This window comes from Streptacidiphilus neutrinimicus (assembly GCF_000787815.1).
Classification (GTDB): Bacteria; Actinomycetota; Actinomycetes; order Streptomycetales; family Streptomycetaceae; genus Streptacidiphilus; species Streptacidiphilus neutrinimicus.
Window position 1 is genome coordinate 1 of record NZ_BBPO01000115.1, and the last position, 15161, is coordinate 15161.

A 15161-nucleotide genomic window follows, 5' to 3' on the forward strand; every position below is an offset into this window, starting at 1 on the left:
GAGTACTGGGTGCGCCACGTCCGTGAGGCGGTCCGTTTCCGCGACGCGGTCGCGACCCTGGAGCGCGAAGGCGTTCGCACCTTCCTGGAGCTGGGCCCGGACGGCACACTCTCGGCCCTCGGCCAGGACTGCGTGAGCGAGGACGCCCTGTTCGCGCCCGTGCTGCGCCGTGACCGCGCGGAGGCGGAGACCTTCACCACCGCGCTGGCCCAGCTGTACGTGCGCGGGGTCAGGCTCGACTGGTCGGCGGTCTTCGCGGACACCGACGCCCGGCGCGTCGACCTGCCCACCTACGCCTTCCAGAAGGACCGCTACTGGCTGGACATGGGCATCTCCGTCGGCGACCTGGCCACGGTCGGCGTCGAGCCGACCGGCCACCCGCTGCTCGGCGCGGCGGTCGAGCTGCCGGACTCCGCCGGGTTCGTCTTCACCGGCCGGCTCGCGCTCTCGACCCAGCCATGGCTGGCCGACCATGCCGTCATGGGGTCGGTGCTGCTGCCGGGGACGGCCTTCGTCGAGCTGGCCCTGAGGGCCGGTGAGCAGGTCGGCTGCGACCTGCTGGAGGAACTGACGCTGGCCGCGCCGCTGGTCCTGCCCGAGCGTGGCGGGGTCCAGCTGCGGGTGACAGTCGGCGCGCCGGACGCGTCCGGCTGCCGACCGCTGAGCCTGTACTCGCGGCTGGAGGACGCGCCGGACGCGGAACCGTGGATCCGGCACGCGACGGGCCTGCTCGCCTCCGGCGCCCAGTCGGCCGGTTTCGACTTCGGCGCGTGGCCCCCGGCCGATGCCGAGCCGATCGACACCACCGGCCTCTACGAGGGCGCTGCGGCGGCCGGTCTGGAGTACGGTCCGCTCTTCCGGGGGCTGCGCCGGGCCTGGCGGCGTGACGGGGAGGTCTTCGTCGAGATCCAGCCGACCCCGGCGGAGCCGGGCCCGGGCGGACATGGCATGGGCGGGCAGCGGCTGGAGGGTTCGGCGTTCGGCCTGCACCCGGCGCTGCTCGATGCGGCCCTGCACGGCGTGGGCCTGGGCGGCGTGGTCGCTCAGGCCGACCAGGATGCCGGGCGGCCCAGGCTGCCGTTCTCGTGGAGCGGGGTCCGGCTGCACGCGGTCGGTGCTTCGGCGCTGCGGGTGCGGCTGACGCCTGCGGGCCCGGACGGGGTGTCGCTGGAGCTGGCGGACGAGGCCGGTCGCCCGGTGGCGTCCGTGGACGCGCTGGTGCTGCGGGCGGTGTCGGCGGAGCAGTTGCAGGCCGCGCAGGCCGCGTTCCACGAGTCGCTGTTCCGCCCGGAGTGGGTGACGCTGCCGGCCGCTGCCGGTGTGCCGACCGGGCGTTGGGCGGTGCTGGGCGAGCACGCCGAGGCCGTGGGCGTCCCGATGCACCCCGACCTCGACGCGCTGCTGGCGGAGGGGGACCTGCCCGAGGCGGTGGTCCTCCCGTGCTTCGCGCCGCGGGCCCGTGCGCTGGAGACCCCGGCGCCGGATCTGCCCGGGGCGACCCGGTCGGCCGCCCGGCGCGTCCTGGAACTCGTCCAGGCCTGGCTGGCCGAGGACCGGCTCGCCGACACGCAGCTGGTGGTCGTCACCCGGGGCGCGGTCGCGACCGACGAGGGCGCGGACGTCACCGACCTGGTGCACGCCGCGGCCTGGGGGCTGCTGCGCTCCGCGCAGAGCGAGAACCCCGGCCGGATCGTCCTGGTCGACCTCGACGCGGACGCCGACCCGTGGCGTGCCCTGCCGGCGGCGCTCGCCTCCGGCGAACCGCAGGTCGCCGTCCGGGTGGGTGAGCTGCACGGGTTCCGGCTGGGCCGGGTGCCTGCCGCGCCCACCGAGCGGGCGACGCTGCTCGACCCGTTCGGCACGGTCCTGATCAGCGGCGGCACGGGCGCGCTCGGCGCGCTGGTGGCCCGGCACCTGGTGGTCGAGCACGGCGCCCGGCACCTGCTGCTCACCAGCCGGCGCGGCGCCGACGCACCGGGTGTGACAGAACTGCTGTCCGAGTTCGCCGAGTTGGGTGCCGAGGTCGAGGTCGCCGCGTGTGACGCGGCCGACCGGGAGGCGCTCGCGGCGCTGCTGGCCACCGTGCCGGCCGACCGTCCGCTGACCGCCGTGGTCCACACCGCGGGCGTGCTCGACGACGGGGTGCTCTCCGCGCTGACTCCGGAGCGTCTGGAGGCCGTGCTGCGCCCGAAGGTGGACGCGGCCTGGAACCTGCACGAGCTGACGCAGCACCAGGAGCTCTCCTCCTTCCTTCTGTTCTCCTCGTCCGCCGGGGTCTTCGGCGGGTCGGGGCAGGCGAACTACGCCGCCGCCAACGCGTTCCTGGACGCACTGGCCCAGCACCGCAGGGCGCGGGGTCTGGCCGCCGGATCGCTGGCCTGGGGCCTGTGGGAGACGAGCGGCGGCATGGCAGGCGGCCTCGGCGAGGCGGACGTGGCCCGGCTGGTCCGGGCCGGGTTCGCTCCGCTGCCGCCCAAGGAGGGGTTGGAACTCTTCGATCTGGCGGCCGGGTTGGCAGACCCGGTGCTGGTCCCGATGCGGCTGGACGCGGCGGTGCTGCGCAGCCACGGCGACCCGGAGCTGGTGCCGCACCTGCTGCGCGGTCTGGTCCGCATCCCGGCACGGCGTCCTGCCGCCACGGCCGGTACCGGTGCGCGCGGGGCGGCGGCGACCGAAGAGCGTTCGCTGACCGAGCAGTTGCGCGGCCTGCCGGACGCCGAGCGGGACCGCGTGCTGCTGGACCTGGTGCGCGGGCAGGTGGCCGCGGTGCTGGGCTACGGCAACGCGGGGGCGATCGAGCCGGAGCGCGGCTTCGTCGAGCTGGGCTTCGACTCGCTGACCGCGGTCGACCTGCGCAACCGCCTGGGCGCGCTGGCCGGGCTGAGGCTGCCGGTGACGTTGATCTTCGACTACCCGACACCGGTGGCCCTGGCCGGCTACCTCCGCGAGGAGACCCGCCAGGACGAGGCCGCCGCCGCGCCCGCGCTCCCGATCGGCGCGGAGCTCGACCGCCTGGAGTCGATCCTCTCCACGCTCGACGCCGACGAGGAGGAGCGCCGGACGGTGACCACCCGACTGCGCACCCTACTGTCGATGTGGACCGAGGCCGGCAGCACGGAGCCCGCGTCGGCCGCCGACCCGGCGGCCGACGACAAGCTCCAGTCGGCCACCGCCGACGAGCTCTTCAGCCTTCTGGACGAGGAGCTCGGCCTGTCCTGAGCCCCCGGGCCCGCGGCCCGGAGCGACCCGCGAGACCGACCGTCCCCTTGGACCGAAGCACCGTCCCGGTCCAAGGGGACGGTTGTCTCTCCGCTGCGGCCGACTGGCCAGGCGTCGGTGCCCCCGCCGCGCGTGTCGGTGGCATCGGGTTGGATGCCCACGTGACTGCCTATTGCTGCTCCGCGGAAGTTGGTGGAGGGTGTTGATCAGGAAGCCTTGAGCGGGGTGCCCTCGGTAGGGCTTGGCGGTCTCGTTGTGCCCGATCACGTATGCCTCCGGCTGCTCCATCAGATCGTCGCGGCTCGAGAAGCCGCCATGGTGCACGACCCGGCGGGTCAGGGCGGAGATGAACAACTCGACCTGGTTGCCCTCCACGACCTTCCGCGTAGCAGCACGATGACGTGGCTCGGCGGCTTCCCGCGATCGGTGACTTGCGGGACCCGTGCCGTTCGTTGGCAATGCCCGAGGCGATCCTCAGTCCGTGCCTGCGGCGACGGTCTGCATCTGAGGCGAGGCGACGGACGAGAAGTGGCGCCACGGGTCGATCGACTTCCCCGAGGGGAGGGTTGACCCCGGCGGCGCGACGCACCTGTGCGAGCTCCTGGTCGACCGCTCGCCGGAGGCGTTCCAGCGATTCGCCGAGGACGTCGTCGAGATCGGCTATCCGGCCTCCTCCCTTGCGTGAGCGCCGGTTCAGGCTGGCGAGTCGTGGTGCAACGCCGCCGCCAGCGGGCCCGGGACGCACTGCGGCCCGCCGACGGGGGCCGGCGGGCCGCAGTGGGGGCGGGGTTGGCGTTCAGGCGAGTTCGCGGAGGGAGGGCCAGAGTTTGGACCAAGGGATGTGCGCTCCCTGGCAGAGCCAGAGGGTCTTGCCCTGCTGGCTGTTCTTCACGCCGTAGCCGTTGTCGACGGTGCCCACCCGGCGGACGGAGGTGAACTCGGCGCGCAGCTTGGCCTCGTCGCCGCCGACGTACAGCACGACGCCGGCGGTGTCCGGCGGCGGGCCGAAGTACCAGGCGCCGCGTTGCGGGCTGTAGGCCCTGGGCAGGCCGAGAGACGGGCCGTAGCGTTCCAGCGCGCCCTCGGCCCAGAACGTGTCGGTGACGAGGACTGCCTGACGCTGCTCGTCAGCGGGCAGCGCGTGGTAGGCGGTGGCGACGGTGCGGGACAGCTGCGGCCAGCCGATGGTGTCGGCGGCCGCGAAGTTGACGGCCTGCAGGGCGCCGGTGGCCGAGCCGAGCGGGTAGAGCGGCAACTCGGCCACGGCCACCAGCGCGGAGATCACGAAGGCGACCCGGCTGAACGCCCAGCGCCAGCCGCGTGCGGCCGGCCGGTGCTGGAGCGAGACCGCGCCTGCCGCCCAGAGGACCGGGAAGAGCCCGGCGACGTAGTACTGACGACCGTCGGTGACCAGGAAGAACGCCGTCGTGCCGACGGCGGCCCAGCCGAGGAAGCGGTAGGTGCGCAGCTCCTCCGTCCGCAGCAGCCGCCACAGTCCGGCGCACAGCAGGATCATCAGCGGGAAGCCCGCGAAGGCCAACGCCAGGGGCAGGAAGAGCGCCTGGCCGCCGAAGAGGCGGTCGTCCTCGGCGGCGATCACGCTGGTCATCTGCGACTGCGGCCAGCCGTGCTGGGCCTGCCACAGCAGGCTCGGCGTCGTCGCCAGCACCGTGAACGCGCCGGCCGCCCAGAGCGCCGGCCTGGTGAGCAGCTCGCGCGGGCCCACCACGGACACCGCGACCAGCAGCGCCAGAAGGAAGACACCGACGAGGTACTTGTTCTGCAGCCCCAGCGCGGCGGCGAGGCCGAGCCAGAGCAGCAGCCTGTCGTCGCGCAGGCGGACCCACCGCACCAGCAGCCAGCTGATCAGGGTCCAGAAGAAGACGTCCAGGGTCGGTGTGATCAGCAGGTGGCCGAAGACCACGACGATCGGCGACACGGCGAAGGCGCCAGCGGCGAGCAGTTGGGCTCGTCGCTGTCCGCCCATCTCCCGGGCGATCAGGGCACAGAGCACCACGCCTGCCCCGCTCAGCAGGGTGGCGGGCAGGCGTAGGACGACCAGGTTGCCCGGGGCCAGCATGTCCAGGGCGTGCGACAGCAGCGGCACCAGCGGCGGCTGGTCGACGTAGCCCCAGGCCGGCTGCTTTCCGGCGGCGAGGAAGTACAGCTCGTCGCCGTAGTAGCCGTAGCGGGCGCTGGTCGCCAGCAGCGCCAGGGTCAGCAGGCCGGCGATGATCGCCACCGGTCGCAGGGCGAACGGCTCGCCCCCGCTCTTCGGCTGCCCGGACGTCGACGAGCCCTGCGCGGGCGCGGGCGCAGGCGCGGGCGCAGGCGCAGGCGCGGACGAGGACGCCCGGGCCGAGGCGGGGTCAGTTGCTTGGGTCACGGTTTTTCCACACCTCCACGGTGGTCAGTCCAGTGCTCGCTTGCGGAAGCCGCGGATGCCGAGCAGCCCGTACAGCAGGCAGGCCGCAGTGAGCGCGACGGCGTCGGCCCACAGCGGGATCGAGTGCAGCTGGTAACGCGGGATCAGGGCGGCGCGCATCCCCTCGCTGACGTAGGTCAGCGGGTTGAGCGCGCAGATCACCTGGAACGGCCGCACACCGGCCAGGCCGAACCACGGGAACTGGGTGGCGCCGGTGAACATCAGCGGGGTCAGCACCACCGTGATGATGATGCTGATGTGCCGCGACTCGACCGCCGTGCCGATGGTCATCCCCAGCGTGGCCCCGGCCAGCGAGCCGAGCACGAGCACGCCGACGACCGGCAGCAGGCTCGACAGCGGCCAGGACACGTGGTCCAGCAGCAGGAAGCCGATCGGGATCATCACGGCGGCGGCGACCATGCCGCGCAGCGCCCCGAAGACCAGCTTCTCCACGGCGACCAGGCCGAGCGGGATCGGGGAGAGCAGCCGGTCCTCGATCTCCTTGGTGAACGAGAAGTCCACGATGAGCGGGAAGGCCGTGTTCTGCAGGGCCACCAGGAAGGCGCTGAGCGCCACCACCCCGGGCAGCAGCAGTTGCTGGAAGCCGTGGCCGGTGTAGCCGAGACCGGACAGGACCTTGCCGAAGACGAACAGGATGAAGAAAGGCTCGACGACGACCTGGGCGAGGAACGGCACCAGCTCACGGCCCGTGACGAAGACGTCCCGCCAGAGGATGAAGAAGAACGCCCGGGCCGCGGAAGCACCGGGGCGGGCGGCGTCGTGGCTGTCGCCGCCGCTGAGGGGCAGGGTGGGTGCGGTGCTGCTCAACGGAGCTCTCTCCCGGTCAGTTCGATGAAGACGTCCTCCAGGGTCAGCTTGCCGAGGGACACGTCGTCGAGGTCGCAGTGCAGTTCGGTGAGAACGCCGACGACGGCGGGCAGCGTCGCCGTCGGTCGCCCGGCGGTGTAGATCCGCAGCCGCACGGCGTTGGGGTCGGCGGCGGCAGCGGTCGCCTCGACCTCGTCTGTGCCGGTGTCGGCGGGCCCGACGGGCTCGACCCGTTCGACTCCGCCGATCTTCTCCAGTGCCCGGACCACGTCGTTGCGATCCTCCGGCACGGGGGTGCGCAGCGAGACCGTCAGGCTGCCGGTGCCGCGCAGCGACTCGGTCAGCGCCTGGGGCGAGTCGAGCGCCAGCAGCTTGCCGTGGTCGACGATGCCGACCCGGTCGCAGAGCTTGGCGGCCTCCTCCATGTCGTGCGTGGTGAGCACCACGGTGACCCCGCGGGCGCTGAGCTCGGTCACCCGCTCGTGGATGAAGAGGCGCGACTGCGGGTCGAGGCCGGTGGCGGGCTCGTCCAGGAAGAGCACCCGCGGCCGGTGCATCAGGGCGCGGGCGATCATCACCCGCTGGGCCTGGCCGCCGGACAGCTCGTCCACCCGGGCCTTGCCGTGGTCGGTGAGGCCCACCCACTCCAGGCTCCCGTCCGCCAGCCGGGCGCGTTCGGCCCGGCGCATGCCGTGGTAGCCGGCGTGAAAGAGCAGGTTCTGGCGGATGGTCAGGGAGCGGTCGAGGTTGATCCGCTGCGGGACCACCGCGAACGTCCGGTGGGCGGCGGCCGGGTCGGCCGCGACGTCGACCCCGAGAATGGTGACCCGTCCCGAGGTCGGAGCCACCCGGGTGGTCATGACCCCGACCGTGGTCGACTTGCCGGCGCCGTTCGGGCCGAGCAGCCCGAACACCTCGCCGGGACTGACCCGGAAGCTGAGGTCGTCCACCGCGGGCTGTTCGCGATTGCGATATCTCTTGACCAGTCGGTCGACGACGACGGCGGAATCCACGTCCTGTGGTGCGCGTGCTGTATTCATTGATGCCTGCGAATCGGCCGGGACGCGACAACGGCGGCATGGGAGCTGCGCGGCGAGGAGTTCACGCGCATCCTGATACGACGTCATGCGCCGGATGAAAAGGGACACGGAATTGCGTGAACCATGTATAGCATGGGCGCCACTCGGCTCCGGCTCCCCTGATCTGCCGCCCCTTGAAACAGGGGGTGCTAGGGGGAGGGTAGGGGATGTGTCCGGTTGTCGGCCGCTGCTAGCGTGGCGGAGCAGCAATTGATGTTCCACTGGTCCCCCGGGAATGCCGGGCATCGGAAAAGTCGGAGATTGTTTACCGGGCGGGCGGACAGCTGCGGGCGCGCGCTATTCATCACGAATCAATTGGTGGTCGATCAATTGATGGTCATGCCCGGTCCGCTCGACGACGCCTTCGCACGTCGCGCGGTGACCGGCAGGACCCTCACGGCCGGTTCAGGGGTGTGACGGAAAACGTGGAGAACGAACAGAAGCTCCTCGACTACCTCAAGCGGGCGACCGCCGATCTGCGTGAGACCCGTCGGCGGCTGCGCGAGCTGGAGGAGCGGGAGCCCGAGCCGATCGCCATCGTCGGCATGGCCTGCCGCTACCCCGGTGGCGTGCGCTCTCCCGAGGACCTCTGGCGGCTCGTCGCGAGCGGGGCCGACGGCATCTCCGACTTCCCCGTCGACCGCGGCTGGGACCTGAGCGCCCTCGCCGCCGAGGACCCCGAGCAGCCTGGCAGCTCGTACACCCGCGAGGGCGGCTTCCTGCACGACGCCGCCGAGTTCGACCCCGACTTCTTCAACATCTCGCCGCGCGAGGCGCTGGCGATGGACCCGCAGCAGCGGCTGCTGCTGGAGATGTCCTGGGAGGCGTTCGAGCGGGCCGGCATCGACCCCGACGCACTGCGCGGCAGCGCCACCGGCGTCTTCGCGGGCGTGATGTACCACGACTACGCCTCCCGACTGTGGGACGTGCCCGAGGGCGTGGCCGGCTACCTCGGCAACGGCAACTCGGGCAGCGTCGCCTCGGGCCGGGTGGCCTACGCGCTGGGCCTGGAGGGCCCGGCGGTGACGGTGGACACCGCGTGCTCGTCCTCGCTGGTGGCGCTGCACTGGGCGATCCAGGCGCTGCGGGCCGGTGAGTGCTCGATGGCCCTGGCCGGCGGCGTGGCGGTGATGTCCACCCCCAACGCCTTCATCGACTTCAGCCGCCAGCGCGGGCTCGCGGCCGACGGTCGCTGCAAGTCCTTCGCCGCGGCGGCCGACGGCACCGGCTGGGGCGAGGGCGTCGGCATGCTGCTGGTCGAGCGGCTCTCCGACGCCCAGCGCAACGGTCACCCGGTGCTGGCGATCGTGCGCGGCAGCGCCGTCAACCAGGACGGCGCGAGCAGCGGGCTGACCGCTCCCAACGGTCCGTCGCAGCAGCGGGTGATCCGCGCCGCGCTGGCGTCCGCGCGGCTGACCGCCCACCAGATCGACGCGGTCGAGGCGCACGGCACGGGAACCCGGCTGGGCGACCCGATCGAGGCGCAGGCCCTGCTGGCCACGTACGGACAGGATCGCCAGCGCCCCCTGTGGCTCGGATCGTTGAAGTCCAACATCGGGCACACCCAGGCGGCTGCGGGCGTCGGCGGCGTCATCAAGATGGTGATGGCGATGCGCCACGGCGTCCTGCCGCAGACCCTGCACGTGGACGAGCCCACCCCGCACGTGGACTGGACGGCGGGCGCGGTGGAACTGCTGACCGAGGCGCGCCCCTGGCCGGAGACCGGTCGGCCGCGCCGCGCGGCGGTGTCCTCGTTCGGCGTCAGCGGGACCAACGCGCACGTCATCGTCGAGCAGGGGCCCGTGGTCGAGCCTCTCGCGCGCACGGCGCCCCCGGTGGGACGTCCGCTGCCGCTGGTCGTCTCCGGACGTGACGAGACGTCTCTGCGCGCCCAGGCGGCGCGCCTGCGCGAGCACCTGTCCGACGACGCCGACCTCGACGTCGCAGACCTGGGCTTCTCGCTGGCCACGTCCCGAGCGGCCCTCAAGCAGCGCGCCGCGCTGCTCGTCCGCGACCGCGACGAGGCGCTGGCCGCGCTGGCCGCTCTTGCGTCCGGCACGCCGACGGCGCGCGCGGTGCCGGGGACGGCAGGTACGGCGGGGCGGACGGCGTTCCTGTTCACGGGGCAGGGGAGCCAGCGGGCCGGGATGGGCCGGGAGTTGTACGAGGCGTTCCCGGTGTTCGCGGCGGCGTTCGACGCGGTGTGCGCGGAGTTGGACGGGCAGCTGGACCTGCCGCTGCGCGAGGTCGTCTTCGCGGGTGAGCGGATCGATGAGACGGCGTGCACGCAGCCTGCGTTGTTCGCTCTTGAGGTGGCGCTGTTCCGGCTGGTCGAGTCCTGGGGTGTGCGTCCGGACTTCCTGGCGGGGCACTCCATTGGTGAGATCGCGGCCGCGCATGTGGCGGGTGTCCTCTCGCTCGGCGACGCGGCGAAGCTGGTGGCCGCGCGTGGCCGGTTGATGCAGGCGCTGCCCGCGGGCGGTGCGATGGTGGCGGTGCAGGCAACCGAGGACGAGGTGCTGGCGCTGCTGTCGGACGAGGTGGCGATCGCCGCCGTCAACGGTCCGACATCGGTCGTGCTCTCCGGCGTCGAGCAGGCGGTCCTGGCCGTCGCGGAGCAGTTGGGCGCCGAGGGCCTGAAGACCAAGCGGCTGACGGTCAGTCATGCGTTCCACTCGCCGCTGATGGACCCGATGCTGGACGAGTTCCGGTCCGTCGCGGAGTCCTTGCAGTTCCACGCCCCGCAGATCCCGATCGTCTCCACGCTCGACCAGTCGGCCGACCTCACCACTCCCGAGTACTGGGTGCGCCACGTCCGCGAAGCGGTCCGGTACCGCGACGCCGTCGAGAGCCTGGAGCGCGAGGGCGTCCACACCTTCCTGGAGCTCGGTCCGGACGGCACGCTCTCGGCCCTCGGCCGGGAGTGCGTGAGCGAGGACGCGGAGTTCGCGCCGGTGCTGCGCGCTGACCGTTCCGAGGCGGAGTCCTTCAGCGCGGGACTGGCCCGGCTGTACGTGCGCGGGGTCAGGCTCGACTGGTCGGCGGTCTTCGCGGGGACGGACGCCCGACGTGTCGACCTCCCCACCTACGCCTTCCAGCGGGAGCGCTACTGGCTGGACAGCGGTGCCGCCCCCGGCGGCGATGTCACCGCGTCCGGTCTCGAGTCGGTCGATCACCCGCTGCTGGGCGCCGTCGTGGCGCTGCCGGACGCGGACGGGCTGCTGCTCTTCGGCCGGCTGTCGCTCGAGGCCCAGCCATGGCTGGCCGACCACGCGGTCGCGGGCAGCGTCCTGCTGCCGGGCACCGCGTTCGTGGAGCTGGCCGTGGCGGCCGGCGACCAGGCAGGCTGCGGGCGGTTGGAGGAGCTGACGCTGGAGGCGCCGCTCGTCGTCCCGGCGGCGGGCGCGCTGCGGCTCTGCCTCGCGGTGGGCGAACCGGACGGCTCGGGACGCCGGTCGCTGAGCGTCTACTCGCGGTCGGAGGACGCGGAGCTGGACAGGTCCTGGACGCGGCATGCTGCCGGTCTGCTCGCGGAGGGTGAGCGTTCGGCGGGCTTCGAGCTGGTGCAGTGGCCGCCGGTGGGTGCTGAGCCGGTCCTGGTCGAGTCGGTCTATGACACGTTCGCTGCGGCCGGGTTCGGTTACGGCCCGGTGTTCCAGGGGTTGCGGGCGGCGTGGCGGCTGGGCGATGAGGTGTTCGCCGAGGTGTCGCTGCCGGAGGAGAGCCGCTCCGAGGCGGGCCTGTTCGGTCTCCATCCGGCTCTGCTGGATGCGTCGCTGCATGCGATCGGTCTGGGCGGTCTGCTGGAGGACACGGGTCAGGGCCGGCTGCCGTTCGCGTGGTCGGGGGTGTCGCTGCACGCGGCGGGCGCGGCCGAGCTGCGGGTGCGGATCACCCCGGCAGGTGCGGACGCGGTCTCGCTCGCGGTGGCCGACGGGACCGGTGCGCCGGTCGTGTCCGTCGACTCGCTGGCGCTGCGGGCCTTCTCGCCGGAGCAGGTGGCGGGGTCCGGCGCAGGCGGCCATGAGGCGCTGTTCCGCCAGGAGTGGACGGGCGTGGCCCTGCCCGCTGCCGGGTCCCTCGGCGGGGTGGCGGTGCTGGGTGACGACGACCTCGGGTTCGCGGACGCGGTGCTGTTCGAGGATCTGAGCGAGCTGGCGGAGGCCGTGCCGGGCACGGTCGTGCTGCCGCTGCGACCGGAGACCGGCGATGTCGCCGCTGTCACCCGTGCCTCCGTGCAACGGGTACTCGCCCTGGTGCAGCAATGGCTGGCGGAGGAGGCGTTCGGCGGTTCCCGCCTGGTGGTGGTGACGCGTGGGGCGACCAGCGGACATCTGACCACGGGTGATCTTGCGTCGGCCGCCGTGTCGGGTCTGCTGCGCTCCGCGCAGTCGGAGGACCCCGGCCGGATCGTACTGGTGGACCTGGACGAGGACCCGTCGTCGCTGCGGGCTCTGTCCCGGGCCGTGGATGCCGGTGAGCCGCAGCTGGCCCTGCGGGCCGGAGAGGCGTTCGCGCCGCGTCTGGCACGGGTGCAGGCGAGCGCCGAGACGGCCCCCGTGGCACTGGACCCCGAGGGCGTCGTGCTGCTGACCGGCGCGACGGGCGCGTTGGGCGGGCTGTTCGCACGGCACCTGGTGACCGAGTACGGCGCGCGTCGGCTGCTGCTGGTCTCCCGGCGCGGTGCTGCGGCCGAGGGCGCGCCCGAGCTGGCCGCCCAGCTGGCGGAGCTGGGCGCCGAGGCGCGGTTCGCGGCGTGCGACGTGGCGGACCGCGCCGCGCTGACGGCCCTGCTGGGCTCTCTGGAGCGCCCGTTGACCGCCGTGGTGCACACGGCCGGCGTGCTGGACGACGGGGTCATCTCGTCGCTCACGCCCGAGCGCGTTGACGCGGTGCTGCGGCCGAAGGTGGACGCGGCCTGGAACCTGCATGAGCTGACGGGCCATCAAGACCTGGCCTCCTTCGTGGTGTTCTCCTCGGCGGCCGGGGTGTTCGGCGCGGCCGGTCAGGGCAGCTACGCGGCGGCCAACAGCTTCCTGGACGCCCTCGCCCAGCACCGCCGGGCATCCGGACTGCCGGCGTCCTCTCTGGCCTGGGGGCTGTGGGCCGAGGACGGCGGCATGGCGGCCGACGTCGAGCGGATGGGCCGGGGCGGCGTGCTGCCGCTCTCGCCCACCGAGGGCCTGGCCCTGTTCGACGCGTCGCTGCGGTCGGACGAGGCAGCGGTGGTGCCGGTCCGGCTGGACCGCGCGGCCCTGCGGAACCAGGCGGACTCCGGGACGCTGCCGCCTCTGCTGCGTGGCCTGGTTCGGACGCCGCCCCGTCGCGTCGCCGCCACGGCCGCAACCGAGGACTCCGCGTTCGGCGCGCGCCTCGTCGGCCTGTCCCCGGAGGAGCAGGACGCTCTGCTCCTCGACCTCGTGCGGACCCATGTCGCCGCTGTGCTCGGCCACGGCGGTCCCGAGGCCGTCGACCCGACCCGCGCCTTCCGCGATCTCGGCTTCGACTCGCTCAGCGCCCTCGACCTGCGTAACGGTCTCAACGGGGCGACCGCGCTGCGTCTGCCCGCCACCGTGGTCTTCGACCACCCCAACCCGCATGCCCTCGCCCGGCAGCTGCGCGCCGAGCTCGTCGGCGTCGCCGGGCTCGACCAGCGGGACGGTTCCGCCGCCGCGATCGCGTCGGCAGAGGACGACCCGATCGCCATCGTCGGCATGGCCTGCCGCTTCCCCGGCGGGGTCTCCTCGCCCGAAGAGCTGTGGGATCTGGTGGCCGCCGGGCGGGACGCGATCACCGGCTTCCCCGAGGACCGTGGTTGGGACATCGAGCGTCTCTACCACCCGGACCCGGAGCACCCCGGCACCTCGTACACCCGCGAGGGCGGCTTCCTGCACGACGCGGCCGAGTTCGACCCCACGTTCTTCGGCATCTCGCCGCGTGAGGCGGTGGCCACCGATCCGCAGCAGCGGCTGCTGCTGGAGACCTCCTGGGAGGCGTTCGAGCGGGCGGGCATCGACCCGGCCGCCCTGCGCGGCAGCCGGACCGGCGTCTTCGTCGGCGTGATGTACCACGACTACGCCACCCGCCTGCAGGACGACCCGACCGCCGGCGAGGGCTACCTCGGCGGCGGCGACACGGGCAGTGTCGCGTCGGGCCGGCTCTCCTACACCTTCGGGCTGGAGGGCCCGGCGGTGACGGTGGACACCGCGTGCTCGTCCTCGCTGGTGGCGCTGCACTGGGCGATCCAGGCGCTGCGCAGCGGCGAGTGCTCGATGGCGCTGGCCGGTGGGGTGACCGTGATGGCGACTCCGGCGACGTTCGTCGGCTTCAGCCGTCAGCGCGGCCTGTCCGTGGACGGCCGTTGCAAGGCGTTCTCCGACGGCGCGGACGGCACCGGCTGGGGCGAGGGCGTCGGCATGCTGCTCGTGGAGCGGCTCTCCGACGCGCGGCGCAACGGACATCCGGTGCTGGCCGTCGTGCGCGGCAGCGCGGTGAACCAGGACGGCGCCAGCAACGGTCTGACGGCGCCCAACGGGCCGTCCCAGCAGCGAGTGATCCGGCAGGCGCTGGCGTCGGCCGGACTGACGGCCGCCGAGGTGGACGCGGTCGAGGCGCACGGCACCGGCACGGCGCTGGGCGACCCGATCGAGGCGCAGGCGCTGCTGGCCACCTACGGTCAGGACCGTGAAGAGCCGCTGTGGCTGGGGTCGATCAAGTCGAACCTGGGCCACACCCAGGCCGCCGCCGGTGTGGCGGGCGTCATCAAGATGGTCATGGCGATGCGCCACGGCGTGCTGCCGCAGACCCTGCACGTCACCGAGCCGTCCACGCACGTGGACTGGTCGGCCGGCGCGGTGGAGCTGCTGACCGAGGCGCAGCAGTGGCCCGAGACCGGGCGGCCGCGCCGGGCCGCGATCTCCTCCTTCGGGATCAGCGGCACCAACGCGCACACCGTGATCGAGCAGGCCCCGGCCGTCGAGTCGGCGCAGGCAGAGCCGACGGTGACGGGGACGGCGCCGGTGGTGCCGCTCGTGCTGTCGGGCCGGACGCCGGACGCGCTGCGCGGTCAGGCGGTCAGGCTGCGGGAGCATCTCGTCGCCCGCCCGCAGCTGGGGACCGTCGACGTCGCCTACTCGCTGGCCACCGCACGGGCAGGCTTCGACCACCGCGCCGCGCTGGTGGCTCGCGACCGCGCGGAGCTGCTGCGCGGCTTGGAGCTGCTGGCGAACGGCGAGGCCGGGGGCGAAGCCACCCTCAGCGTCGGGACGTCCGGCGGCGGCAAGGCGGCCTTCCTCTTCACCGGCCAGGGCAGCCAGCGGGTCGGCATGGCCCAGGAGGTGTACGGCGCGTTCCCGGCCTTCGCGACTGCGTACGACGCGGTCTGCGCCGAGCTCGACCGGCACCTGGACCGGCCGCTGAAGGACGCCGAGGCGCTGATCGACCACACCGCCTACACGCAGCCTGCGTTGTTCGCTCTTGAGGTGGCGCTGTTCCGTCTGGCGGAGTCGTGGGGCGTCCGCCCGGACTTCCTGGCGGGGCATTCGATCGGTGAGATCGCGGCCGCGCATGCGGCGGGTGTGCTCTCGCTGGCGGACGCGGCGACGTTGGTC

General features: G+C 73.3%; 5 protein-coding genes and 2 pseudogenes. 4 read left to right on the forward strand and 3 right to left on the reverse strand.

The genetic code is table 11. The features are described from left to right. The coding region (locus tag TR48_RS35885; RefSeq protein ID WP_042374779.1) for a type I polyketide synthase at positions 1-3219 on the forward strand (3219 nt) is incomplete at its 5' end. Positions 3220-4015: 796 nt separating this feature from the next. Here the strand turns inward: TR48_RS35885 and TR48_RS35890 are convergent. The 3 genes from TR48_RS35890 to TR48_RS35900 all read right to left on the reverse strand — a co-directional run bounded on the left by TR48_RS35890 (position 4016) and on the right by TR48_RS35900 (position 7485). Continuing rightward, positions 4016-5461, reverse strand: a complete 1446-nt coding sequence (locus tag TR48_RS35890; protein ID WP_236652480.1) for an ArnT family glycosyltransferase — start codon at positions 5459-5461, stop codon at positions 4016-4018. Positions 5462-5629: 168 nt separating this feature from the next. Beyond that, positions 5630-6472, reverse strand: coding sequence for an ABC transporter permease (locus TR48_RS35895; protein WP_236652481.1), 843 nt, complete (start codon positions 6470-6472; stop codon positions 5630-5632). Next, positions 6469-7485 (reverse strand): ABC transporter ATP-binding protein, encoded by a 1017-nt coding sequence (locus tag TR48_RS35900; protein WP_042374780.1) that lies wholly within the window; start codon positions 7483-7485, stop codon positions 6469-6471. Before TR48_RS35900 ends, TR48_RS35895 begins: the two co-directional genes overlap by 4 nt. Positions 7486-7976: 491 nt before the next feature. Between TR48_RS35900 and TR48_RS46920 the strand changes: the two are divergent. From TR48_RS46920 to TR48_RS46930, 3 genes and pseudogenes are all read left to right on the forward strand, one after another. Then, a pseudogene (locus TR48_RS46920) lies at positions 7977-8768 on the forward strand (beta-ketoacyl synthase N-terminal-like domain-containing protein); the annotation flags it as partial. A 30-nt stretch (positions 8769-8798) separates the two neighbouring features. After that, positions 8799-10967, forward strand: a pseudogene (locus TR48_RS46925) (type I polyketide synthase); the annotation flags it as partial. Between the two features lie 162 nt (positions 10968-11129). Continuing rightward, the coding region (locus TR48_RS46930; protein WP_439654526.1) for a type I polyketide synthase at positions 11130-15161 on the forward strand (4032 nt) is incomplete at its 3' end.